The sequence below is a fragment of the Acinetobacter sp. ACNIH2 genome, assembly GCF_002934965.1.
GTDB lineage: Bacteria > Pseudomonadota > Gammaproteobacteria > Pseudomonadales > Moraxellaceae > Acinetobacter > Acinetobacter tandoii.
The window spans coordinates 1,067,136-1,092,521 of the sequence record NZ_CP026412.1 but is presented as its reverse complement, the minus strand read 5'-3'; the positions used below and the strand labels follow the sequence as shown (position 1 = coordinate 1,092,521).

The window sequence follows — 25,386 nt, the reverse complement described above, 5'->3', positions numbered from 1 at the left end:
CTACTTCAATTAAATTGTTTATAATTGGTATCGTAAAATTATACTTTTGTTGTATAAAAATACCATATCTGAAAGTGTCGTGTTTCGCCAACTATTCATGAAAAGCATGAACTAGTCTAATGAAACTGATTTTTTTTGCCATTTTAATGACTGAAAAAAATATAAAAAAGTGAAGTTAATACTAAACTGTCAAGAAAATTATCTTCTCAATCAGGAATTCCGTGTAGAATGTCGCCGTTTAAATCAATTGTTTTGTGAATGGGTTAAGTATGTCGGATTCGACGATCACGCCTTGGGTTGTAGGTAATTGGAAAATGAATCCAATGCAGGTGAATGCCAAACAACTTATAAATGAATTTAAAGAATTATTGAACAAGAATGAAATTTCTCAAGCGCAATGCCATTTAGCGGTTGCACCGATTTCAATCGCACTCCATTTAGTAAAAGACGAATTAAAACAAGCGAATCGTACTGTTCATGTGGTTGCACAAGATGTCTCTCGTATGGCAGGGACTGGTGCATATACGGGTGAGGTGAGTGCGGCTTTATTAAAAGATAGCGCGATTGAACATGTGTTGATTGGTCACTCTGAGCGACGTGAATTTTTTGGTGATCAGCCACACGTCATTCGTGAAAAAGTAAAACATGCTTTGGCAGAAGGTCTAACGGTCATTTATTGTGTCGGTGAAAGCCTTGAGCAGCGCGAGAATGGTCAAGCTGATCAAGTGGTATTACAACAGATTTGTGATATTGCAAGTTGTGTAACAGCAGAGCAGTGGCACCAGATCGTGATTGCTTATGAACCAATTTGGGCGATTGGAACAGGTAAAACTGCATCACCAGAAGATGCACAAAGCATGCATGCTAAAATTCGTGAAGGTTTAAAACAGCTCACAACACTGGGCAGCACAATGCCAATTTTATATGGCGGTAGTGTTAAGCCAGAAAATGCAGTAGAGTTAGCGGCCTGTCCAGATATTAATGGCGCCTTAGTGGGTGGAGCATCTTTGAATGCTGCATCTTTTTATCAAATTGCTCAGGCCTTTGCGCATACAAAATAACGAGGAGTTCATCATGCATACTTTTGTGCTAGTGGTGCATATTATTCTTGCCGTATTAATGATTGGCTTGATTCTTGTACAGCATGGTAAGGGCGCAGATGCAGGTGCCTCTTTTGGTGGCGGTGGCGCTGCAACCGTTTTTGGTGCATCAGGTTCAGGTAACTTCTTAACCCGCTTAACCGCAATTTTGACAGCCTTATTCTTTATTACCAGTTTAACGCTAGCAGTATTTGCAAAACAGCAAACAACAGAAGCATATAGCTTAAAATCTGTACAAACAACAGCCCCAGCAACAACGAATTCGGGTGAAACTTCGCCAGCTGCACCTAAAACGAGCGAATAATTAGAATTAATCCTTTCTTTTTTGTGGCGATGCTACTAGAATGCGTCACAGCTGCGGTGGTGGTGGAATTGGTAGACACGCTACCTTGAGGTGGTAGTGCTTTCGGGCGTGGGGGTTCAAGTCCCCCCTTCCGCACCAACTTATGAATCCAGAAAATTAAGTTGGTGTATGCGGCAAATCTGTTGATGCGGGATGGAGCAGTCTGGTAGCTCGTCGGGCTCATAACCCGAAGGTCGTTGGTTCAAATCCAGCTCCCGCTACCAATCAACCTTGTTTTAGAAGCAAACTAAAATAAGTAATTTAAATTGTTAAATTAAGAAATTTTGCGTTTTGTTGCGGGATGGAGCAGTCTGGTAGCTCGTCGGGCTCATAACCCGAAGGTCGTTGGTTCAAATCCAGCTCCCGCTACCAATTTGATTTAGGTGCAACTAAATCAGAGCGAGTACGAAGTATTTAGATTGAAAAATATTTCATATTTGTATATAATTTTTGCACGTTGATGCGGGATGGAGCAGTCTGGTAGCTCGTCGGGCTCATAACCCGAAGGTCGTTGGTTCAAATCCAGCTCCCGCTACCAAGTTTCTAAAAGAGGCTCACAACAAGGTGGGCCTTTTTGCACAGTGGACATTAGTTTTCTGTGTAATAATTGGGGCGATTACGCCCTTTTTTATTGGCTATCGTGTAGTGTCGACATCAATTGGTCAAATAGTCATGCTTCACTATAGTAGGTCTGTTTCATCGGTCAACACGACTATTGAATCGCACAAAATGACGAGAGTAAATGAAGTTATCAAATAAAACCCAAGCACTCCAAGACTTAATCGCTCCTGCAGTGCAAGCTTGTAATGTAGATTTGTGGGGGATTGAATTTATCCCTCAAGGCAAACGTTCATTATTACGTATCTATATTGACAAAGCTGTTGATGAAAATGTAGAACCAACGATCAATGAAGACGGCGAGCCTGAGCTGGGCCGTGGTGTTGGCGTACAAGACTGTGTGCGTGTCACTCAACAAGTGGGTGCTATGCTTGATGTTCATGATCCAATTTCTGGTGAGTATGCACTTGAAGTGTCTTCTCCAGGTTGGGATCGTCCATTTTTCCAATTGGAGCAGATGCCGGCATATATTGGTCAACAAGTTGCTTTACGCCTGATCAGTGCTGTTGAAAATCGTCGCAAATTTCAAGCTAAATTGGTTGCAGTAGATCTGGAAAATGAAGTGATTCAGGTTGAAGTAGAAAAGCAACAAGTGCTTGAAATTGATAGCAACAATATCGACAAAGCAAATCTGGTTTATCAAGATTAATTTAATTTATAAGAATCTGAACGAATAGGTGGCTTATGGCACGTGAAATTCTTACCGTCGTTGAAACGGTTAGTAATGAAAAAGGGGTACCTCGTGAAGCGATTTTCGAAGCCTTAGAACAAGCGCTTGTTGCTGCGACGAAAAAGAAATTTTACGAAGGAACCAACTCTGAAGAAGCGCGTCTCCGTGTAGAGATTGATCGTAAAACTGGTGACTATCGTACTTTCCGCCAATGGGAAGTGGTTGCAGATGAAGATCATGAAATGCCTGCATGTCAAGATGCTATTTCTGACGTAGATCCAGCGAAATGGTCGATTGGTGACATTCGTGAGTTGGAAGTAGAATCTATTGATTTCGGTCGTATTGCAGCGCAAATTGCCAAGCAAGTGATCGTACAGAAGATTCGTGAAGCTGAACGTGCTTTAGTTGCTGATGCATATGAATCTAAAGTTGGTGAGCTTATTTACGGTGAAGTGAAAAAGCAAACCAAAGATGGTTTCATTATTGACCTTGGTGATAATGCTGAAGCGTATCTTGCGCGTGAAGAAATGATCGCGAAAGAAATTTTACGTCCAAAACAACGCATGAATGCGATTTTGTTTAACGTAAATCGTGAAGGTCGTGGTGCACAATTGTTATTGTCACGTTCACGCCCTGAAATGCTCATGGCTCTGATGAAAAAAGAAATTCCTGAAATTTCTGAAGAAATCATTGAGATTAAAGCTGCAGCGCGTCAACCAGGTGTGCGTGCTAAAATTGCAGTGAAAACCAATGACCACCGTATTGATCCTGTAGGTGCTTGTATTGGTATGCGTGGTACGCGTATTCAAGCAGTTCAACAGGAATTGAATGGTGAGCGTATTGATGTAGTGGTATGGTCTGATGATCCAGCACAATATATTGCCAGCGCTTTAGAGCCTGCTGATGTATCTGGTATCGTGATTGATGAAGAAGAGCGTACTGCGGACATTATTTTTGCAACTAGCGATCAACTTGCACGTGCGATTGGTTCTCAAGGCCAAAACGTGCGTTTAGCTTCTGAATTGACTGGCTATAAATTAAACATGATGCTTGAAGAAGAGTATCATGCTCGTCAGCAAAATGAAGCGCAACAATATCTAGACTTATTTGTATCACGTTTAGACATTGAAGAAGATTTAGCAATGGCATTGGTGGAGATGGGCTTTACTTCTCTTGAAGAAATTGCTTATGTTCCAGCTGAAACATTTGATGAAATTGAGTTGGATGCTGAAACTGTTGAGTTGTTGCAAAGTCGTGCCAAAGAAGTGGCATTGGCAGATGCACTACAACAACAAGAAAATATCCAAGATCCAAGTGCTGAACTTCTTGCAATGGAAGGAATGACACAGGAAATCGCGTATGCATTGGCTGCACGCGGAGTAGTGACTGTTGATGACTTGGCAGACCAAGCGACTGACGATATCTCGGATATTGAAGGTTTAGGGGCTGAGCAAGCGGGTCAATTGATTATGAAAGCGCGTGAATCATGGTTTAACTAGGAGGTAATATATGACGGACAAGTCGATTCAAGAGTTAGCACTCAGCGTAGGACGTCCTGTAGACAAGCTCCTAGAGCAGGTTCGCGATGCAGGTTTACCGCAACGTAAAGCTGACGACATTATTTCTACTGAACAACAAGATACCCTCGTTAACCATTTGAAGAAAGTTCATGGTCAAGACGTAGGGCAAGCAGGACAAATCACGTTGAAACGTAAAACTACAGGTACTGCTAAAGTAGCAAGTACCTCAGGTAAGGCAAAAACCATTAATGTAGAAGTTCGCAAGAAGCATACATTTACGAAGCCTGATCCTGAACAAATCAAAGCAGAAGCTTTAGCGAAAGCACAAGCTGAACAACAGACTCGTGCGGCTGTTGAACCTAAAGCAACAGCTGAAAGTCCAGTGGCAAATAAAGCAGCTGCAAACTTAGAAGCAATGCGTGCAGCAGCAAAGCAAGAAACCACTAAGCAAGAAACAGCAAAAGCAGCTGTTGTGGTGAAGCGTAAATCGACCAATAAGCCAGTAGTTAAAGCACAAGTTAAAGTGATTGAAACTCCTGAGCAGAAGAGAGCGCGTGAAGCACAAGCTGCACAATTAAAAGCGACTGAAGAAGCAGCACGTCGTAAAGCGGCTGAGGAAGCGCAGCAACGTACGCTTGAGCAAATGCGTAAAATGGCGTCGAAATATTCTTCTGAAGATTCGACCACCACGATTCGCGTGATTGATGATTCTCCGTTAGCGGCTGGTCTAGTTGGTCAGGCTTATGAAGATTCATTTGCTAAAGAAGACCGTGATATCAAACGCGGAACCAATACACCTGGTGCACGTGCACCGAAGAAAGGTGGTCGTCGTGGTGAAGAGCAATCTTTCCGTGACAACACACATAAACGCGGTTTGAAAACTAGTACGGCAAATAAACATGGTTTTGAAAAACCTGTTAAAAAGCAAGTTTATGATGTTGAAATTGGTTCAACGATTGTCGTGGCTGACTTAGCTGCAAAAATGGCAGTTAAGGTGCGTGAAGTGATTAAATCGCTCATGAAAATGGGTGAATTGGTTACGCAAAACCAAGCGATTGATCAAGAAATTGCAGCACTTGTAGTTGAAGAAATGGGGCATAACCCAGTTCTGGTATCAGATACACAAGCTGAAGATAACCTGCTTGAAGCAGCTGAAGAGGCACGTGGTGCTCAAACAACACGTCCACCAGTTGTTACAATTATGGGTCACGTTGACCATGGTAAAACATCATTGCTTGACCGCATTCGTCGCTCGAAAGTGGCGGCAGGTGAAGCGGGTGGTATTACTCAGCATATCGGTGCTTACCATGTGACAACGGACAAAGGTATTATTACTTTCTTAGACACTCCTGGACATGCTGCATTTACTGCAATGCGTTCACGTGGTGCGAAAGCGACTGATATCGTAGTCTTGGTTGTGGCGGCGGATGATGGTGTAATGCCACAAACTGCTGAAGCAATTGACCATGCGCGTGCAGCAGGTACACCTATCATTGTTGCAATCAACAAGATGGATAAAGAATCAGCTGATCCAGATCGTGTATTGAATGAATTAACTACCAAAGAAATCGTGCCTGAGCAATGGGGCGGTGACGTTCCAGTAGCAATGGTGTCAGCACATTCTGGTCAAGGTATTGATGAGCTTCTGGACTTGATTTCAATTCAAGCTGAAATGCTAGAGTTGAAAGCATCTGAAGAAGGTGCAGCACAAGGTGTGGTAATTGAAGCACGTGTAGACAAAGGCCGTGGTGCAGTAACCTCTATCTTGGTACAAAATGGTACCTTGAAAGTGGGTGATCTTGTACTTGCAGGTTCATCTTATGGTCGCGTTCGTGCGATGGCTGATGAAAACGGTCAACGTATCAAATCGGCAGGTCCTTCAATTCCAGTTGAAATCTTGGGTCTTCCTGAAGCGCCAATGGCGGGTGATGAAGTTCTTGTTGTGAATGACGAGAAGAAAGCACGCGAAGTGGCTGATGCACGTATGGATCGTGAACGTCAAAAACGTCTTGAGCGTCAAAGTGCAATGCGTTTAGAAAACATTATGGCATCAATGGGTAAGAAAGATGTGCCGATTGTGAACGTAGTGTTGAAAACTGACGTACGTGGTACTTTAGAAGCATTACATGTTGCGCTTGCTGAACTTGCAACAGATGAAGTGAAAGTTCGTATTATTGGTTCAGGCGTTGGCGCAATCACTGAGTCTGACGTAACATTGGCTGAATCTTCTGAAGCTGTGTTGCTTGGCTTTAACGTTCGTGCAGACAACACTGCTCGTCAAAAAGCGGATGCAGATGGTATCGACATTCGTTACTACAGCGTAATCTATCAATTGATTGATGATGTGAAAGATGCCATGAGTGGTAAACTTGCGCCAGAACATCGTGAAACGATTCTGGGTGTGGCTGAAGTACGTGAAGTCTTCCACTCAAGCAAGTTTGGTGCAGCAGCAGGCTGTATGGTTCTTGAAGGCATGTTACACCGTAATAAACCGATTCGCGTATTACGTGATGACGTGGTGGTATTCCAAGGTGAGCTTGAATCTCTTCGTCGCTATAAAGATGTGGTTGAAGAAGTTCGTGCTGGTATGGAATGTGGTCTTGCAGTGAAAGGTTATAAAGACATCAAAGTCCAAGATAAGATCGAAGTCTATGATGTTCAACTGATTAAACGGAGTCTTTAATGGCGGGTAGTCAGCGTCTGAAGCGAATGGCAGATACAGTTCAACGTGAGTTGTCTGAGTTAATCCGCCAAGAGCTGAAAGATCCACGCTTAGGTGGTCTTGTGACCATCTCGGCAGTGAAGGTCAGCCCAGATTTAGGCTATGCAGAAGTCTATGTCACCGTGATGGGACGTGAGCTTGGCGATGAGCAAAGTGCAGTGGCAAATAAAGAAACTTTGGATGTGCTGAATAAGGCATCAGGTTTCTTACGTCATGAACTCAGTCGTCGTATTAAGACACGTATTACGCCACGTTTACGTTTCCATTATGACAAGACCAATGCGTATGGTAACTATATGTTTGGTCTGATTGCAGAAGCAGTGAAGGATTTACCTGCTGCTGAAGCAAAACAAGATGACGAATAAGCTCAAGATTAAAATTGAGTGATATAAAAAGCCACCTTCGGGTGGCTTTTTTAATGCTTATGGGTTATTGGCGGCGATGCTGGCGTTGCCATGGTAATGGCCGATTTAATGCTTCGGGTACATCACCACTCCTCGAGCGTAAGCGCAGATGAAGTGCAGCTTGTGCCATGAGATTGGCTGATACAGGGGCTGTGATGAAGGCTAAGAGTGTGAGCAGAACCTCAGCAAAACCAATACGTCCCTGAAAAGCTGAAAAGATCATGGCAGCAATTAAAAAGCTTCCTAAACCTAAGGTGCTCGATTTGGTAGGTGCATGCAGACGCATAAATAAGTCGGGTAGACGTACCATGCCAATGCCTCCAACTAACATGAAGAATGCACCAATCAGCAAGAAAATAGAAACCAGTATTTCCATGAGTAATTGCATGTGATGGACTCCTTAATCGATGACATGACCAGAGGTGAAGTAGCGTGCCAAAGCGACAGTGGATACAAATCCAAGCATTGCCATCAGTAGTGCTCCTTCAAACAGTGACGTGGTGCTCCAGTAGATGCCCAGTACCACAATGAGACAGGTCGCATTCAAGAACAAGGTATCTAAAGCCAACAACCGATCGACAATAGACGGTCCAATAATCAGGCGACCCAAGCACATCATCATTGAAAGTGTGATAGCAACCATACAGATACCTAAAGCATAAGGTAAAACGGTCATGTGGCATCTCCTGAGTTGACGTGGAAGATCTCCATTAGTGGTTTTTCATAACGGTTTTTGATGTCTTGAATATCAATTTCTGTATCGTCACTACTTAAGGCATGAACCAAAATATCACCACGATCCTGATCAATCCCAGCAGAAACTGTACCAGGAGTGGTAGTAATGATCATCGCCAGTAAGCTATTTACTTCATCGTGTTGTGTGTCTAAAGGTACGCGATACCATTTCGGGTGTAATTGATCCATTGGACCTAAAACTAACTTAGCAATCCGAATATTGGAGATCACGATATCCCAAAGCACAACAAAAAATAGCTTAATTGCTGCCTTCCAATGAATATTCGGTGTCTGCTGAATAAAGGGTTGTACTAAGCGTGGAATAATCAAGGCAAGTAAACTTGCCATGACCAGTGTTGCTGCATCTAAACTATGTGCCAGCATCATCCAAGTGATCGCAACCAAAACCGAAACAAAAGGATGAGGTAGCCATCGATTAAGGAAAGATTTTTTTTGCATCATTATGGCTCCACTGGTTTAAGTTGAGCATCATCAGGAATTAACATTTCATGGGTCTGTTGTTCTTGAATCTGACGTAACTTGTATGGTGAAATGTGCTCGCCAGACAAAGTATCTTCACTGATGGTATACGGAATAAGATGTGCATTAGGATCGAGTTCTTCACCACCGTATTTGGTTTCGGGTAAGTTTTCAGGATCAAAAGGCTGCACACTAATGACTTGATTTAGCTCATCCTTCTTCAATAGAGTCGCTTCATACAAGGCATTATTTTGAATTTGTAATGCAGTATTCTGAGTATATTGCTGTATAGGTCCTGCCGCGACCATATAACAAATCAGACTAGCCAATAAGACATAGATGGCTATGTCGTTGCGTGGAGGAGCTTTTTCTGGAGTTGCTTGGTAAGCTGTATATTCTGCATCAATATGTGCAATTTCTTCAGGTTTGCTGGCACGCCAGAACAGAATAAAACCCACACGAGTAAATGCGAGAATACTGAGCAAACTCACAACCAGAATCACTGTAATCACAATGCCTTGATAAGGTTCATTTGCAGTGGCTTGAAGAATGAATACTTTGCCAAGAAAGCCACTGAAAGGGGGCAATCCCGCCATCATTAATGCAATGAGAAAATAGCAAATCGAAAGCACATGATGTCGTTTCATCTGTGGTGCGATTTTTAAATGATCCTTGTAGACACCACGTTGCGAGGTAATCCAGCCACAAAGCAGATAAAAAGCGGCTGCAATCAGCGTACTATGTACCAGATAATACAGCGTTGCCGACCATGCTTGGGTGTTAAACAAGGCAATAGCAGTGAGTAAGGTTCCAATGGAAGACAACACCATAAAACCGACAAAACGGCGTAAACGTTCCGCACCAATGGCACCAATCACACCATAGAGTGAGGTGATTAAACCGATAGGCAATAACCAGTTTTGTAGAATGGATTGACTTAAAGCATCATCAAATACGGTACCGTTAACCCGTAAAATGGCATAAATGCCGACTTTGGTCATGATGGTGAAAATGGCGGCAACAGGGGTGGTGGCTACGGCATAGGTTTTGGGTAACCAGAAGCCGACAGGTAACATTGCGGCTTTAATTCCAAATACCACAAATAATAATAGTCCACCTGCTACAGCTAATTTGTGCTCATCAGGTTGTAAGCTCGGTAGTAAGCGTGCGACATCTGCCATATTCAAACTGCCGACGCTACCATAAATCATGCCCAGACCAATCAGGAACAATGCAGAGGCCAAGAGGTTGATGGTGACGTAATGAATACCGAGCTGAAAGCGTGCTTTGCCTTGTCCATGCAAGAGCAACACATAAGATGCCATCAATAGAATTTCGAAGAACACAAACAGGTTAAACAAGTCGCCTGTGAGGAATGCTCCGCATAATCCCATTAATAAGAAATGGAACATGGTATGAAAATAACGACCACGGGTATCCCACTCACGGCTTGCAAACCACAAAACAGGCACTGCAAGTGCATAGGTTAAGACTAGCATTAAGGCAGAGAGTTGGTCTAAAACCAAAACGATCCCGAAAGGTGCCGTCCATTCACTCAGGTTATAGCTGCTGATTTGTCCATGACTGGCCACCATTAAATAGCAAATTGCAGTAGCGAGCCCTAAGAGTGCAGAAATCAGACTGATGCCACGACGCCAAGGTTGACGCCAGTCGTAGGCAAGTGAACCTGAACCTGGATTGCCCAGTAAAACCAGAATAAAGCCAGTAAATGCAGGAATGATGATGCTGAAAATTGGTGTATGCTCGGCCCAAAATTGGATGAAGTTATGCATTAAGGCTCATCCTCGCGTGGGTCAACAAGACTAATTTCTTCTTTTGAGTCAACGTGGTCGGTCCCTGATTCATAACGGCTGCGTAAAGCCAGTTGTACAATAAAGGCTGTGGTGGCAAAACCAATCACAATGGCTGTTAAAACCAGCGCTTGTGGCAATGGGTCCGTGGACTTGGAGGCTTCGGTTAATACGGCTGGCGAGTTGATTTGGACTCGCCCCATCGCAAACAAGAACACGTTTACCGCATAGCCAATCATGGCTAGGCCAAGTACCACAGGAAAGGTACGCGCACGCAGAATCAGATAGATACCCGTTGAAACTAACAGTCCAATCGCAGAGGCAATAAGAAATTCTAGACTAATCATATTATTTCCCCTTTGGTAATGGACCAGACATGCTTGAGTGGCGCGAGTCACCCAGAACAGAAATCATGAGCATGGTTGCACCGACCACTGTGACATAGACCCCAACATCAAAGGCTGCGGCAGAAGCCAAGTGCATTTCACCTAAAATTGGGGGTGAAACGTAGATGTGCGCACTGGTCAGGAACGGACGTCCCCAGAACCATGCTGCAATAGCTGTTAATCCTGCAATGCTTAGACCTGCACCAATCCAGATTTCGTATAGACGTCCAGATTTGGCGCGAAGCAATTGTTCGGCTTGGTCTTGGCCTAAAGCAATATATTGAATGATCAATGCCAATGAGGTGATTAATCCTGCAATAAAACCACCGCCTGGCTCATTATGCCCGCGTAGGAAAATATATAAGCTGATGACCAAAGCCAGCGGCAAAATCCAAGAAGATGCGATACGGAGCATTAAAGGGGAGGGGTTAAAGCGATAAGTTAAACCTTGTGTGATGGTTGTACCATGTGTACGCATACCATCCATTAGACAGAGTGTGCCGATACCTGCAATACCCAATACCGTGATCTCACCGAAGGTATCGAAACCACGGAAATCGACAAGAATCACGTTAACAACGTTTGAACCACCGCCCAGAGGTATCGACTGTTGTAAGAAGAACCAAGAAATTGAATTATGGTCACGCGTCAGAATCAGCCAAGTGATCCAACCAATGCCAAGTCCCCCGACAATAGAAAGAATGGCATCGCGCCAACGACGTGCTTGACTGGATTCATAAGGTGTAAGCTGAGGTAAGAGCGATAAACTCATGAGCAGCAACACCGTGGTCACAACATCCACAGTAATTTGCGTTAAGGCTAAATCTGGTGCTGACAAAGTGACAAACACCATGGTCACAACTAAACCAATGGCACCACTAATCAGGACAGCTTTAATGCGTTCATGATGGAACCAGAGCATCATCCAGCAGGCAGAGAATAACAATAGCCATAGCACAATTGCGAGCATAGGAGTATGAGTCAGTTCACGTGTACCTGTGGTCAGCCCTTGACCCATCAGAGGAACAGCGACCAAGACAATACTAAACGCTACGATCCAGAGCAGGTAAGTTTGCAAGGAGCCTGTTTCTGTTGTACGTTTAATTTTTCGTGATTTAAGGAGTAAGTGCTTGAGCAGAGACTCAAAGATAAGTTTACCTTGAAAAGGTCCCAAGGCTGGGTCTAGGTCAATACTACGAATTTTACGGTTCTTTGCTAGAACGAAGTAAAAGCTTAAACCGCCAACTAGAGCAATTAAACTCATCATTAAAGGTAAATTAAAACCATGCCAGATGGCCAAATGTGTTCCCGAAAAGTCATGTAACTGCGTACTGGCGCGCGCCGTACTATTGACAATTTGCTCAACAGTGAGCGCAGGGAAAATGCCCACTACAATACATAGAATTGCCAAAAGAATTGCAGGCGCACGCATGCCAATAGGTGGTTCATGTCCATCTTTATTAGGAACTTGCTCGCCGAGTGGACCATCAAAAAACACGCCATGCACTAAACGTACAGAATAAGCGACTGCAAAAATACCAGCCAAGGTGGCAATAATTGCAGACAGCACCAGTATAGGGCCATTTAAGTTTGCCAATAATTCGGTAAAGAACATTTCTTTAGACAAGAAACCATTGGTCAGCGGAACACCTGCCATAGCCGCTGCGGTGACCATAGTGAGGGTGGCTGAGAACGGTAATAATTGCCATACGCCACTTAATTTACGTAAGTCACGAGTTCCTGTTTCATGATCAACAATGCCTGCAATCATAAACAAGGCTGCCTTAAAGGTGGCATGGTTGATGATATGGAAAATTGCAGCAGCGACAGCCAATGGTGAGCCAATACCCAATAGGCAGACGATTAAACCCAGATGACTGATGGTCGAGTAGGCCAGAAGCCCTTTCAGATCTTCTTTGAAAATGGCGAAGAATGCCGCCATACACAAAGTAAATAAGCCAACAAAGGTCACAATATTGTGATAAAGCGCAGCACCCGCAAAGATTGGGAGTAAGCGTGCCAGCAAGAAAATTCCCGCCTTCACCATGGTGGCCGAATGCAGATAAGCTGACACGGGTGTTGGTGCAGCCATGGCATTCGGGAGCCAGAAGTGGAAGGGGAACTGCGCACTTTTGGTAAAGGCACCGAGTAAAATCAGTAATAAGGTTGGGGTAAATAAGGCATGATTTTGAATATGTTCTGACATGGTCAGAATCTGGTCAATTTGATAGGTGCCTGTAATTTGCCCCAGTAAAATAAAGCCCCCCAGCATGGCCAAGCCACCCATTCCTGTAATGGTGAGTGCCATACGCGAGCCACGTTGTGCAACATCATAGTTGCTCCAGTAGCCGACCAAGAGGAAAGAAGAAATACTGGTCAGTTCCCAAAAAATTAACAGCAGAATTAAATTATTGGAAAGAGAGATACCCAACATTGCTGCCATAAACAACATGAGCAATAGATAGAGTTTGCTCAATGAGTTTTTTGGGCTGAGGTAATAATAGGCATAAATAAAAATGAGCGTGCCGATACCTGTGATCAGCAAAGAGAAAAGTAGACCTAAGGCGTCCAGACGGAAACTGAGATCAATGCCCAGTTGTGGTAACCAAGACCAACTTTGAGTAATGACTTCGCCATGAAAGACCTGCTTTGCTTGAGTCAGTAACAGAATTAAACTACTTAGACTGACTCCGATAGCCCCGAAAGCCGTTACCCCGCGCGAAAAATTTTTCAGCCACGAGACAAGGGTTGTGCCCAGTACTAACGGTAACAAGATAATAATTGGTAGCACACTTGTATCCATTGTCGTGATAGGTCGAAACCTATGGGTGAATCTTATCTTTCAAGGATTACAGGACAGCAAAGAGATATCCAAAAAATTCAATCTTGAAAGCCGTAAAGAAAATAAAAAAAGCGAAAAGCAAGCTGTGTTGCGCAACTTGAAAACTATAGCAAAACAAAATTTTACTATAAAAAAGCTGAATAAATCTGATCTTATTACATGAATAAAACAACATCAAACCTTTTCGTGCACACCGATTGAATTATCTGTTTTGAGGTCAAAATTGAACTTAAAGTAATTCTTTTCTTGCGAAAAAACTAGGATGATGGGTTCTGAAAAGAAGAATCGTGCTCTTGTTGCCACAGTTGCTGAAACTCAGCTTGTGCTTCTGGAGAGAGTTGTTGAATGTGTGCATACAATTGCTGAACCACCGAAGTGGAAGGTGTATCAGATAACTGCTCGAGTTCAGTCGTGTCAGATAATGAAATTTGACTGAGTTCTGCATAAATTTGATCAAATTGTTGCTGTAGTGGTTGCAGTACGATGTCTTGCACTCCTTGTGCAGAAAGTTGCAGGCATTGATAGGTGGCTGCATTTTCAAGGAGTTCTGTTCGGTTACCCGTTGCGATAATTTGTAACTGTGGAAAGGCTTGATGTAACTGTTGCAAAATCTGGCTGCAATGTTGTTGATCTAGCTGCTCATCAATCGCATCGATGAGTAAGATGCCATCACCTTCTAAGCAAGGATAGAGACTGAAAGGATTGAGCAAACACATACGTCGAACAATATCACCAATCAACGCTATCCAATTTTTTTGACTGCTGGAAAGCTGTTGAAATTGCATTGTCTTGCCTTGATAGGTCACCATTAATTGCAGTTTGGGCTGATATTGCACAAAAATATCATTCAGTTCAGGCACGACGATGCGCAGACTATCTTTTAGGGCTTTTAAGCATGGCGCATGGAGTTGTGCATGGGCTTGAAATAAGGTGTTCGGAATATTTTCAGGCTGTAAGTGCTGACCTAAATGTAATTGATCACGCATTAACTGTTGAAACAGTTGAGCGGTCTGAGCATTTTCCAGATCACTAATTTCACGAAACCATTCAAAGAAACGACTAAAGGTTGTAAAAGGAATGGCTGCCACGTCATAGGCATATGCAGCTTGAAATACAATCGGATTGTTCTTGCTCAGTAAATTGATTTCATTGACAAAACGTTCAGCGGGGTAATAAGCAATCAGCGGTAAGCCTTGCATCGGGTCTTGTTGTAGGGCCCGATGGTAAAGTTGAACCAGTTGTTCAAGCTGATCGGTTTCAGCTTTACTCAGCCCAATGCCTTGCTGATTGAGGGTTTTATAGAGTTGCCAACTGCAATGATTCAACACTTCAGGTTGCGCTGTTTCAGACTCTGCGAGGGTGCCAATATCGGTAGGAATTTCGACACAAATCTGAACTTTGGACTGTAGGCGGCTATGCAGAATATCTTGATCTAACATGACCACACCCGCACTACGCAGGTCTTTATAACGGGCAGCAAACCAAGTTAAGGCTTGATAGGCATGCTTGAGAATGCTGGTTTTGCCTGTAGCTTGATCGCCTAAAATTAGGGTGATGGGTTGATCATGATAATGAAATTGAAGCTGTAAATTGGCAAACAGATTGGTGTGTTTGAGCTGTAACGATTCGATTTTCATATAAGCCCCGCATTCGTGCAATGGCTAGCCTGCCGCTTGGCGTAATGAGACAGGCATCCTATTTTTCAGTTGTTGCATCAAGTCGTAAATATGATGAATATTTAGACTTACTTTAGCACGAGTACAGGCGACGTACAGCAATCTTAACTCTTCGTCACTAATTTTATGATCTTGTTCCGTCAGCTTAAACTGATAGTCATCTTCGATGTGCACACGATCCCATTCTAGTCCTTTGGCTTTGTGCGCCGTGGAAATAATATAGTCGGCTTGTTCAATCGGAGTAATTTTGGCTAAAGCACGTTTAAGCGGATCAGTACCATGATCATCTACCAATTTCACCAAAGGTTTAATGTCGCTGCCTTCATTGGTTTCGCAATATTCATGTACATCATGCCAAGAATTAAACCACGCCAGTTCAGGCACATCAGTGACACGTTTGCCCTGCTTCAACATGCTCGCGGCATCGACAAAACGATTCAGTTTGACATGGTCGGCTTGTAGACTCACTTTATCGCCATGTACCAACCCTGAAAGCAACAGTTCCATGGCGCGAGCATTGGTCCGACATAAAATCGCATCCCGCATTTTGGTATGTGGTTTATTCACCACTTTGGAATTCAACAGTGGATTGCCTAACAGAGGCACTTTTTCATTAAGCGCGCCCAAGATTGCATTGGCATTGTGTGCAATACTTTCACCAAAGCGAAATGAGGTCGTGAGGCGAGATTCGGGTAAAGGAAGTTGCTGCATGGCATTGATGGCACCACGCCAAGCATAAATTTGTTGATGTGCATCGCCGACATAAATCACTTGGGTATTTTTCTGACGCAATAAGATGCCCAACATTAAGGGGTCGGCGTCTTGTGCTTCATCAAATAGAACGTAGTCGGCAGGAATATTCGGTTCAGATAGTGCCCACAGTTTCAGATAAATATCATGCCCAATTCCTGCCTGATGATTGGGATCAATCGATTCTAGCCAACGACGTTCTACTGCAGGATAAAGATGTTTTTGTAAGGTGTCGATATCATCGGGATGAAGCCAGTTGGGCGCTTGCAGATGTCGCGGTGCAGGGTATTGCGAACTGGTTGAGCAAAAATAGCTCACCGCATTGGCGACCAAACTCGCAAGTCGACTCGGCATCAGCACATATTTTTCATAGCGCCCGCCCATCATGCGTCTTAAGGTAATCGGTTCTAACCGATACTCTTTGGCAATGAAGCTGGGGCTGAGTCGGGGTAATCGCAGTTTGTCGGTAATTCCACGTGGAACACTACGGAATGCCAGTGAGTGAAAGGTGCGGCAATCCACATTGGAGTGAAACTTCTGCTGCGCTTCACTGGCGATGGCTTTGTTAAACGCCAGATACATGCCACGTCGTTGTGGCATAGCATCACTGATCATTTGTAGAGTGGTGGTTTTACCTGTGCCGGCATAGGCAATCACTTTAAAGGATTGTCCTAGACGCGCGTTATCAATGGCAGTCGCCTGCTCATAGGTTGCGCTCGGTTTCTGATGTTGATTTGACACAGGCAGACAGAGCTTTAGTGGCTACGGTTGGCTTTTTCGACCAAACCTGAGAGCCCTTGGCGTCGTGCCAATTCATTCAAAACCAGTTGTGGATCTAAGTCAAAATGACCAAGCATCACAATGGTATGGAACCATAAATCTGCCACTTCATAAATCAAATCATTTTTATTGTCTTCATTGGCGATCAATTGAAATTCTTTTGCGGCAAGAATCGTTTCAATGCTTTCTTCACCAATTTTTTCTAAAATTTTGTTCAAACCCTTGTGGTATAGCTTGGCCACATAAGATGAGTCTGGATCTGCACCTTTACGCTCAGTCATCATTTGACCGAGGTAAGACAGCACTTCGACTTGCTCTGATTGTGCATTAGATGCATTCATGGCAATAGTATGTGGATTGCTGGATTTTTCAGCCGCATAAATCTGACTTGGATCTTTCAGTTGTGCATCGACAATTTCCCAGCCTTGCGGGGTGAGTTTACGATAGAAACATGATTCACGACCCGTATGGCAGGCGATACCGCCGTGTTGTTCAATTTGTAGAACGATCACATCGGCATCGCAATCCAGACGAATTTCATGCACGGTTTGAAAATGTCCCGATTCTTCACCTTTGTGCCACAACTTGTTACGTGAACGGGAAAAATAAACGGCCTGATTTTTTTCAGCAGTGAGTGCCAAGGCTTCGCGGTTCATCCACGCCACCATAAGCACACGTCCTGTTTGATGATGCTGTGCAATGGCAGGGACTAAACCTTGTTCGTTAAATTTTACTTCATCGAGCCAGCGCACGTTGTTCATAGGGACTTCACCAAAATCAGTTAATCGAAAAGAATATTCAGGTTGATGCGAAAAACATCAGGCTATAGTGTAGGGGATAGGGCTGGATTTGTGTTAATTATCTTTCATCAATTTACCCAGTCTGGGTGTTGCAACATGAACTCGGCACCGTTCATTCATGTTGCAGATCTGAGGTTTAAAGCGCTTGCATGACCTCAGCAAAGCGTTGCTTTTCGACCAGTTCCAAGAACTCATCGCCCAAACGTTGGCTTTCAGCCACACATTGTTTCCAGAGTTGGATGCGACGTTGTGGCTCCATGCCTTTGAGAGTGAAATCTTTACGATCGGGTAAACGTCCTAATGGTAAGCGTGCCAGATATTCCTGTGAAGGTGAAATCAGCAGGGTGCGTGCTTGATTCGTTGGATTGGCTTTGCGCGATTTAAACATCTTGTCGAACCAACCCGGAGTAATGCTGTCGCTAAAATGTGGGTAGAGCACAATGCCTTGGCTTTCAAAGGGTAAATCGATGTGATAGTCAATCAAGCCCCCATCGCGATAAGCACCTTGCGGGGCATCACTGATATTTTTTACCGCAGGCGTAACACCAGGAATGGAACCTGAAGCCATGAGCCAGTCTGCAACATTGTCTGGGTTGAAGTTTAGATAATGGGTCTTAAAACTGTCGTCTTTGATTTTAAATTGTGGGAAATTTTTCGGTTGGCAGATGACCCGTTGCATAAAAAGGTTTAAATGCTGACGTGCAATGGCATTGCTGCCCACAATACCTAGCAAAGCGCCATACAGAGCCAATCGTTGATCACTTTGGAAGAGGTGTTCAGCTTTTGCGGCAATAATGGTGAGGTGATAATCGGGATGATCAACCAATTTTTGCGTTTGCTGATTCAGAATACCAGATAGCATGTCGCGTGAAATTTTTTCGATCTCGGCAATTTTCATCTTTTTATGAAAAGGGAGATGAATATACAGCTCCGCCAATTGCTCAGGACCCAGCTTTTCACCTTGCGCCAAAATTCCTGCAAAACGCCATGCACCAACTGAAGAACCGACTAAAAAGCGGCGTTGTGGAGCTTGAGGTAAGAAACTGCCAAAAATCGCCTGATCAAGCCCAGTCAAACCAATGCCTTTGGGACCACCTGCTGCACCGGGTAAAATATCGACCTGTTTGGCATGGAAGCCTTGTTGTTGGATCAGTTGCCGAGCAAGATGACCAGCACGAATATTCAAGGCGGGAGAGCGCTTTTCAAGAATTTGAATCATGGTGCAATTATAAATATACAAATGTGCACTTAGTTTAAAAGTTCTGCCTACGGTCTCAATGGCGGGGAAAAACTTTAGGTGACTTGATAGTCACTTTAGAAGTTTGAGTTAAAAATACACAAAACTGTGGATAACTTTGGGGCTATCCACAGTATGTTTTATCGACAAAATTATTTAAACAGACGCCAAATTGACAATAGGCTGGCACAGGCAATTAAGATAATCGAGATGTACCATGGGGCAATAATGGCAATTGATAGGAAAATTGCCATCAAACTACCGAAAATCCAACTGCGTTTTTGCTGATGTTCCATCTGTAGACGCAGGCTTTGCAGTTCATTTAGCTGTTTCGCATTCCAAGCTGACTGATTTTTTAAGCCATTTAAGCTATCGACCAACAGAGTTGGAAAATCTTGCGCGCCTAGTAGTAAATCAGGAATTTTCTGCCCGAGTTCTTTGAGATTTTTCTGCGGATTCATTTGGGCTTTGATCCAATCGGTGAGGATTGGTTTTGCCAAGCTCCAAATGTCTAATTCTGGATACAGGTCAGTGCCTAAGCCTTCCACGTGGACTAATGTTTTCAGCAGTAACATTAGTTGCGGTGGAATTTCTAAATGGAAACGACGAGCAATATCCATAACCTGAATCAGAATGCCAGCAAAGTCCAATTCATGCATTGGTTTAGAGACCATAGGTCCGACCGTTCGGCGCATTTCACGCGCCAAGGCATCTTGGTCGGTACCTGGTGGAATCCAGCCTGCTTGATGCACAATTTGAATCAGTTGCATGAAGTCACTGTTCATGACTGCCAGTAACATGCGTGCAACGGTCATTTGATCGTGTTTAGACAGTTCGCCCATAATCGCACAGTCCAGTGCAATAAAGCGTGGATTGCTTGGGTTGATGGTCTCGACAAACACGTTGCCTGGATGCATATCCGCATGGAAAAAGTTGTCGCGGAACACTTGGGTAAAGAAGATGGTCAACCCTTTCTCTGACAAATCTTTACGATCCATACCCAGACGGTCAAAAGTCGCCGTGTCAGAAATTGGCACGCCTGTAATGCGTTCGGCCACCATCACTTCTTTGCTGTCCATATAGACTTCAGGCACATACATCATGCTTGAACCCGTGAAGTAATGACGCATGCGACGGGTATTATCTGCTTCTAGAGTTAAATCCAGTTCATTCAGAATAATTTGACGATAATCCTGAATAATTTCAGATAAATGTAGTGCGCGTGCAGCTTCTAGGCGTTTTTCTAAAGTCGCACCGAACCATTCCAGAATTTCAAAATCTTGTAGAATTTGACTACGGATATCGGGGCGGGTGACTTTGACCACCACTTCACGCCCATCATGCAGGGCAGCGGTATGGACTTGCGCAATCGAAGCAGCAGCAAGCGGTTGTTCATCAAAACGGCTGAACAAAGTGGCAACATCGGCTTTCAGCGATTGCTGAATGCGCGTTTTCGCGACATCGGTGCTGAACGGTTTCACTCGATCTTGTAATAACACCAGTTGCGCCAAGACTTCAGGTGGAATCAAGTCACGACGCGTCGAGAGCAACTGCCCCAGTTTAATCGCCAAGGGGCCCATGTCTTCAAGGGCTTGCTTGAGTTTAAGCGGATTTTTACGTTCTTTACTCGACCATGCCGCAGGGTGCATACGAATGAAGGCGAGAGCATGACGTGCCTTCTCAGGTAATTCTTCCGCAGGAAACAACGTGTCGAGTCTATAGTGCGCAGCAATGCGCCAAAGTTCGAGTAAACGTGAAACGTGCGGAATCATAAAGTGTATTACCTAAATTTAAATAGAGTCTGGAAGTACGTCAATTTGACGTTGCAGTTGTTGGATTTTGGCTTCTGCACGGTCAAGGTTTTGATTCAAAAGACGGGTGTCTTGTTGCAGGTCATCCATTTGCCAGCGTGCAGCAAACAAGCCTGAATCTTCTTTGAGTGCATCTTCGGCAAAGAATAAATGGCTGCGTAAAGGGCGCCTGAGATGCTTGGGTGCAAGTTGAATTTTACCCAGTTCATGTGCCAAGGCAGGGCCAATCCAAGGACTGAGATGCGCTGCTAAATCAGGTTCAGCCTGCTGCATAATTCTTTGAATATCTTGCAGTAAATGGTAGTCACCTTGTACAGGAATGGTGCCTACATCGTCTGCCAAAAATAACTTCAGCAGTTCCACTACACTTTTAACCTGCAAGGTTGCTGTTGCTGCTGTCGTAGTTTGTTGCGGATCAAACGGGCGTTGTTCAAAAATGGACGGACGCTCCGCCTGACCTGTGACAGTCGGTTCAAGGCGAACTTTGTCTTGATCAAAGAATACATCGACCGAGAGTTGCGGAGAATCGAGTACCACACGCAACATTTTACCTTGCAGTTGATTGAGCTGAATGCGCGTGATGGCATCCAGATCAATCACATGGTGAATCAAGCGTTCAACTGCACCAAGTGCCAGAATTGACCACATAGCTTAACCTTCACCAGTCCGTTTAGAGTTTAAAACCACGGTGTACAGCCACGATACCGCCTGTCAGGTTATGGTAATCACAGTTCTGGAAGCCAGCCTGTTCCATCATACCTTTCAGGGTACGTTGGTCAGGATGCATACGGATCGATTCAGCTAAATATTTATAGCTTTCTGAGTCATTGGCAATAATTTTGCCCATGATTGGCAATGCAGTGAAAGAATACAAATCGTAGAGTTTTGAGAATGGCTCAAACACAGGTTTAGAGAATTCTAACACCAATAGGCGACCACCTGGCTTAAGTACACGGTACATGGCCGCCAGTGCAGCATCTTTATCAGTTACGTTTCGTAAACCAAAGCTGATGGTGAGCAGGTCAAAACTGTTATCGGCAAAAGGTTCAAGTGTTTCTGCATTTGCCAAAACAAAATCGACATTGGTACAGCCAGCATCAATCAGACGATCACGACCGACGTTTAACATCGATTCATTAATATCTGAAAGTACGACATGCCCAGTAGGACCAACTTCACGGCTAAAGACTTTAGCCAAGTCACCTGTACCACCTGCAATGTCTAATACGCGTTGACCACGACGTACACCCGACATGTTAATGGCAAAGCGTTTCCATAGACGATGAATACCAAAGGACATCAGGTCATTCATGATGTCGTATTTGCTCGCCACTGAATGGAATACTTCCGCAACTTTTTGTGCTTTATCTTCACTGTTAACGGTTTGGTAACCGAAGTGTGTAGTCGCACCAACATTGCCTGTATTGGCACCGCGAGGCAGGTTGTATTTTGGTACTGTGCCGTTCACAGGCGTATCGGTTAATTGTTGTTGTAATGACTGTTGTTGCCCTTGAGGAATACCTTCAGGAAGTGGGCTGTTTAGGAAGGGGCTGACTTTGTCTGTTTGTTGAGCCGACTCAGGGGTAGGGGTAGGCGTTTGATTTTCATTAGACATTCAAGTCACTCCTAACATAAAAATAGGGTTAATGTTGCAGTGCAAGCATGATGACAGATTCTCAGCCGATGTACAGTAACCATCATGCAATTGTTATGAATAATATACAGAAAAAAATACGCGTGCTGTATCTACGCGCAAGATTTTATCTTGCTGTAGATGACCTTTTATTGGAAAGGATGCAGATCGCCGGCATGGACTTTGGCAATGATTTGACGTTCGATGGCAGTAAAGTCTTTGACAAACTGTTCAGCCGCTTTTAAAGGTTTCATTGCTAAAAAACCATCCTGCATAAATTCATACATCACGTCAAAATGGTGTTTGTAAGCGACGCCTTTACACATTTTAAATGCCGTATAGACCATAAATGAACGCATGTATTTGTCGAGACTGGCACCCAACTGATCAAGCAGTTCCAGTTGATGTAAACGTGATTTACCTTGATCCAGTTTTAAATAACTCAGGCGCATCATTTCGTCTGTGAGGGGGGTATTCGGGGCATAGTCTTCGAGCAATTGCAGTGCAACGCGTTCATCTAACTGTACAGCGAGAATCGCTAACTCAACGCCTGCGGTGCCAGTTTTAATGGCATTTTCAGGAATGAGTTTCTCGGCTTTATGCACATATTTCATCAGGCGCGCAATTTGTTTGGCCAAAGCATCAAAATCGGGACCACCGTATAAACGGTTCAAAAAGTATTGTGCCATCAATTGATTATTTTTCACGGAAAAGTGCTGGTGATGCGTGCGCTGCATCCGCTGTTTTTGCCACATTTGTACATCTTGCAGACGTTGAAATAGCTCAGCATTATGATGGTATTGCAATTGATAATACTGTTCTAGTAGGTCATCTAGGACTGCAAGTTTAGACATGAGCGATCTCGATTTGAAACTTGTGCAAATCTTAGAACTTGTTGCAAGTTCCCGCTATGACAAAATGATCGAATACGACATGAAAATCAGTCAATTTGTCATGAAATTATACAAAGATCTGCGAAAATGAGCTTTCTGCTTGTTTTATACTGAAGCAAAACAACGGCTTTAAAAAGATTAACTTTATTTTATTTAACTGATGGCGAGACAAAAATGGCGAAACAACAACTAGAACCAGCCTTGGTCGATGAAAGTCAATTGTCCCTTGATTTAATTGATGCGCAATACGCCCTAAAAGACACTCAAGGTCAACCCAATGCCAAAAGTGTTTTGGTCTTGGTCAGTGGTATTGAATTGGCAGGTAAAGGTGAGGCGGTTAAACAGTTGCGTGAGTGGATGGATCCACGTTATTTGCGCGTCAAGGCTGATGCCCCTGTGATGTTTAATAATGTCCAAACCTTTTGGCAACCTTATGCGCGTTTTATTCCCGCAGAAGGGCAAATTGTGGTGATGTTTGGGAACTGGTATGGAGATCTGCTCAGTACTGCTTTACATGTTTCTCAGCCTTTAGATGAAACCTTATATGATGAATATTTGGACAATATGCGGGCTTATGAACAAGACCTGAAAAATAACCATGTCGATGTCATTAAAATCTGGTTTGATTTGTCGTGGAAATCGCTGCAAAAGCGGCTGGATGAGATGGATGCCAGTGAAATGCATTGGCATAAATTGCATGGTCTAAATTGGCGCAATAAAAAGCAATATGAACGATTGCAGAAATTGCGTCAGCGTTTTACCGAAGACTGGATCATTATTGATTGTGAAGATGAACAATCCCGTGATCAGCAGTTCGCACAACATGTATTAAGAGCGATGCAGCATTGTCCTGAGCATGTGAAGTCGGCACAGCATAAATGGAAGCAAGCTGGTATTCCCGCTGTACTAGAGCACCCACCGACGGAAAAAATTGATAAGAATGAATATAAGCTGGAACTGGATAAGCTCACCCGTAGAGTAGCAGATGCGTTACGTTTTGGAGAGCGCAATGTGATTATTGCCTTAGAAGGGATGGATGCAGCAGGTAAAGGTGGCGCGATTAAACGGATTGTAAAAAGTTTAGACCCACGTGAATATGAAATTTATAGCATTGCTGCGCCTGAAAAATATGAATTGCGGCATCCATATTTGTGGCGTTTCTGGAACAAAATACAACCCAATGAACGAATTAGCATTTTTGATCGGACGTGGTATGGGCGAGTTTTGGTAGAGCGGGTTGAAGGTTTTGCCAGTGATGTAGAGTGGCAACGGGCTTATGAAGAAATCAATCGCTTTGAAAAAGATTTGACGGATAGTCATACCGTAGTGGTAAAAATCTGGCTATCGATTAGTAAAGACGAGCAATATGCGCGCTTTAAGGAACGTGAAGAAACGCCGCACAAGCGCTTTAAAATCACGCCTGATGATTGGCGTAATCGTGAAAAATGGGATGAGTATTTACATGCTGCTGCGGATATGTTTGAACGAACCAACACGGACTATGCACCGTGGTACATCATTGCCAATGATGATAAATACAGTGCACGTTTGGAAATTTTACGCAGTATTTTGAAGCAACTCAAAGCAGATTAGCCTGTGTTGAGTTGCTAGGTCGTTCAGGGGTATTAAGTTTTAAGCCGTGGCTTTTAGGTTTTGTTTTTGCTGGATGGATTTGGCGAGTTTGTAGCAATCCTCCACATGAGCCTCGGCCACTTTTTTCATGATGAAATAGCCAAGGCTTGCCGCCACCAATTGACCGCCTAAGGGAATGTATTTACTGACTTGTTTGGTAATCATTTTGGAGGCGAAATTGTGTATTGAGTTTTTCACAGCAGTTCGTGCCACGACTAAACCTGAAAACTCAAAGCCACGTTTACGCAATTCTTGCCAGTGAATCTGTTTGGTTTCCATGTCAAACACGCTGATTTGCTCGGGTGCAAGCCCAAAGCGGGCATTAATTTCAGGAATCAGTTGTGACAAAATGCCGACATCAACCACCACATCCAAAAAAGGCACAGGGATGACGGCTACACCCGCAGAAACATAGGCACGCTTTTGAACCAATTCGAGACATTCTGCGCGGATTTGTTCTAGATTTAATGAGGCATCAATTGAATCGGGAATATTGTCTATTTTCATTGTCTAGTTTAAACCTTGTATCCATTTTTATATTGA

At 43.7% G+C, this 25,386-nt stretch carries 22 protein-coding genes and 4 tRNA genes; 11 read left to right on the top strand and 15 right to left on the bottom strand.

The window, feature by feature from the left end; all coding sequences use genetic code 11:
• Positions 1-269 precede the first annotated feature (269 nt).
• From tpiA to C3F34_RS05050, 10 genes are all read left to right on the top strand, one after another.
• Positions 270-1,061: a triose-phosphate isomerase gene (gene tpiA / locus C3F34_RS05095; RefSeq protein WP_104441191.1), complete on the top strand. Its 792-nt coding sequence runs from the start codon at positions 270-272 to the stop codon at positions 1,059-1,061.
• A 13-nt stretch (positions 1,062-1,074) separates the two neighbouring features.
• The gene (secG, locus tag C3F34_RS05090) at positions 1,075-1,404 is read left to right on the top strand and encodes a preprotein translocase subunit SecG (RefSeq protein WP_016168397.1); all 330 of its coding nucleotides are present in this window, start codon (positions 1,075-1,077) and stop codon (positions 1,402-1,404) included.
• A 53-nt stretch (positions 1,405-1,457) separates the two neighbouring features.
• Positions 1,458-1,542: transfer RNA gene (locus C3F34_RS05085), tRNA-Leu, on the top strand.
• 48 nt (positions 1,543-1,590) lie between these two features.
• Positions 1,591-1,667 (top strand) — tRNA-Met (locus tag C3F34_RS05080).
• Between the two features lie 71 nt (positions 1,668-1,738).
• Positions 1,739-1,815, top strand: a tRNA-Met gene (locus C3F34_RS05075).
• An 89-nt stretch (positions 1,816-1,904) separates the two neighbouring features.
• Positions 1,905-1,981: transfer RNA gene (locus tag C3F34_RS05070), tRNA-Met, on the top strand.
• A 204-nt stretch (positions 1,982-2,185) separates the two neighbouring features.
• Complete coding sequence (rimP, locus tag C3F34_RS05065; protein WP_104441190.1) at positions 2,186-2,710, top strand: ribosome maturation factor RimP; 525 nt, start codon at positions 2,186-2,188, stop codon at positions 2,708-2,710.
• A gap of 35 nt (positions 2,711-2,745) precedes the next feature.
• Positions 2,746-4,230, top strand: a complete 1,485-nt coding sequence (gene nusA / locus C3F34_RS05060) for a transcription termination factor NusA (RefSeq protein ID WP_016168395.1) — start codon at positions 2,746-2,748, stop codon at positions 4,228-4,230.
• Positions 4,231-4,240: 10 nt separating this feature from the next.
• Positions 4,241-6,934, top strand: coding sequence for a translation initiation factor IF-2 (gene infB / locus C3F34_RS05055; RefSeq protein WP_016168394.1), 2,694 nt, complete (start codon positions 4,241-4,243; stop codon positions 6,932-6,934).
• Positions 6,934-7,338: a ribosome-binding factor A gene (locus tag C3F34_RS05050; protein WP_016168393.1), complete on the top strand. Its 405-nt coding sequence runs from the start codon at positions 6,934-6,936 to the stop codon at positions 7,336-7,338. The genes infB and C3F34_RS05050 overlap by 1 nt, the downstream gene beginning before the upstream one ends.
• A gap of 64 nt (positions 7,339-7,402) precedes the next feature.
• On the opposite strand, the gene C3F34_RS05045 is transcribed toward C3F34_RS05050, so the two are convergent.
• From C3F34_RS05045 to C3F34_RS04975, 14 genes are all read right to left on the bottom strand, one after another.
• Positions 7,403-7,765: a Na+/H+ antiporter subunit G gene (locus tag C3F34_RS05045; protein WP_044740594.1), complete on the bottom strand. Its 363-nt coding sequence runs from the start codon at positions 7,763-7,765 to the stop codon at positions 7,403-7,405.
• A 12-nt stretch (positions 7,766-7,777) separates the two neighbouring features.
• On the bottom strand, positions 7,778-8,053 hold the full coding sequence (locus tag C3F34_RS05040) for a monovalent cation/H+ antiporter subunit F (RefSeq protein WP_104441189.1): 276 nt from the start codon (positions 8,051-8,053) through the stop codon (positions 7,778-7,780).
• Positions 8,050-8,571 (bottom strand): Na+/H+ antiporter subunit E, encoded by a 522-nt coding sequence (locus C3F34_RS05035; protein ID WP_044740601.1) that lies wholly within the window; start codon positions 8,569-8,571, stop codon positions 8,050-8,052. Before C3F34_RS05035 ends, C3F34_RS05040 begins: the two co-directional genes overlap by 4 nt.
• A gap of 2 nt (positions 8,572-8,573) precedes the next feature.
• Positions 8,574-10,385, bottom strand: a complete 1,812-nt coding sequence (locus C3F34_RS05030; RefSeq protein WP_104441188.1) for a monovalent cation/H+ antiporter subunit D — start codon at positions 10,383-10,385, stop codon at positions 8,574-8,576.
• Positions 10,385-10,750, bottom strand: a complete 366-nt coding sequence (locus C3F34_RS05025; RefSeq protein WP_016168388.1) for a Na+/H+ antiporter subunit C — start codon at positions 10,748-10,750, stop codon at positions 10,385-10,387. Before C3F34_RS05025 ends, C3F34_RS05030 begins: the two co-directional genes overlap by 1 nt.
• Before the next feature lies 1 nt (position 10,751).
• A complete protein-coding gene (locus C3F34_RS05020) occupies positions 10,752-13,592 on the bottom strand; it encodes a monovalent cation/H+ antiporter subunit A (RefSeq protein ID WP_044740591.1) in 2,841 nt (946 codons plus the stop codon).
• A 296-nt stretch (positions 13,593-13,888) separates the two neighbouring features.
• Positions 13,889-15,268 carry an AAA family ATPase gene (locus C3F34_RS05010; protein ID WP_044740590.1) on the bottom strand — a complete coding sequence of 460 codons (1,380 nt, stop codon included), beginning with the start codon at positions 15,266-15,268 and terminating at the stop codon, positions 13,889-13,891.
• 24 nt (positions 15,269-15,292) lie between these two features.
• Positions 15,293-16,798, bottom strand: a complete 1,506-nt coding sequence (locus C3F34_RS05005; protein WP_016168385.1) for a UvrD-helicase domain-containing protein — start codon at positions 16,796-16,798, stop codon at positions 15,293-15,295.
• Positions 16,799-16,812: 14 nt separating this feature from the next.
• Entirely contained in the window at positions 16,813-17,598 is a 786-nt protein-coding gene (gene hisIE / locus C3F34_RS05000) for a bifunctional phosphoribosyl-AMP cyclohydrolase/phosphoribosyl-ATP diphosphatase HisIE (protein WP_104441187.1), read from the bottom strand.
• A 175-nt stretch (positions 17,599-17,773) separates the two neighbouring features.
• On the bottom strand, positions 17,774-18,856 hold the full coding sequence (locus C3F34_RS04995; RefSeq protein WP_104441186.1) for a patatin-like phospholipase family protein: 1,083 nt from the start codon (positions 18,854-18,856) through the stop codon (positions 17,774-17,776).
• A 170-nt stretch (positions 18,857-19,026) separates the two neighbouring features.
• Complete coding sequence (locus C3F34_RS04990) at positions 19,027-20,646, bottom strand: ABC1 kinase family protein (RefSeq protein WP_104441185.1); 1,620 nt, start codon at positions 20,644-20,646, stop codon at positions 19,027-19,029.
• An 18-nt stretch (positions 20,647-20,664) separates the two neighbouring features.
• Positions 20,665-21,333: a ubiquinone biosynthesis accessory factor UbiJ gene (locus C3F34_RS04985; protein ID WP_044740586.1), complete on the bottom strand. Its 669-nt coding sequence runs from the start codon at positions 21,331-21,333 to the stop codon at positions 20,665-20,667.
• A 22-nt stretch (positions 21,334-21,355) separates the two neighbouring features.
• Positions 21,356-22,300 (bottom strand): bifunctional demethylmenaquinone methyltransferase/2-methoxy-6-polyprenyl-1,4-benzoquinol methylase UbiE, encoded by a 945-nt coding sequence (gene ubiE, locus C3F34_RS04980; protein ID WP_016168380.1) that lies wholly within the window; start codon positions 22,298-22,300, stop codon positions 21,356-21,358.
• 167 nt (positions 22,301-22,467) lie between these two features.
• Positions 22,468-23,172: an FFLEELY motif protein gene (locus C3F34_RS04975; RefSeq protein WP_104441184.1), complete on the bottom strand. Its 705-nt coding sequence runs from the start codon at positions 23,170-23,172 to the stop codon at positions 22,468-22,470.
• A gap of 213 nt (positions 23,173-23,385) precedes the next feature.
• Here C3F34_RS04975 and C3F34_RS04970 point away from each other — a divergent pair, with 213 nt between their 5' ends.
• A complete protein-coding gene (locus C3F34_RS04970) occupies positions 23,386-24,804 on the top strand; it encodes a phosphate--AMP phosphotransferase (protein WP_104441183.1) in 1,419 nt (472 codons plus the stop codon).
• 39 nt (positions 24,805-24,843) lie between these two features.
• Here the strand turns inward: C3F34_RS04970 and C3F34_RS04965 are convergent, their stop codons facing one another.
• A complete protein-coding gene (locus tag C3F34_RS04965) occupies positions 24,844-25,350 on the bottom strand; it encodes a hypothetical protein (RefSeq protein WP_104441182.1) in 507 nt (168 codons plus the stop codon).
• Positions 25,351-25,386: the final 36 nt, after the last annotated feature.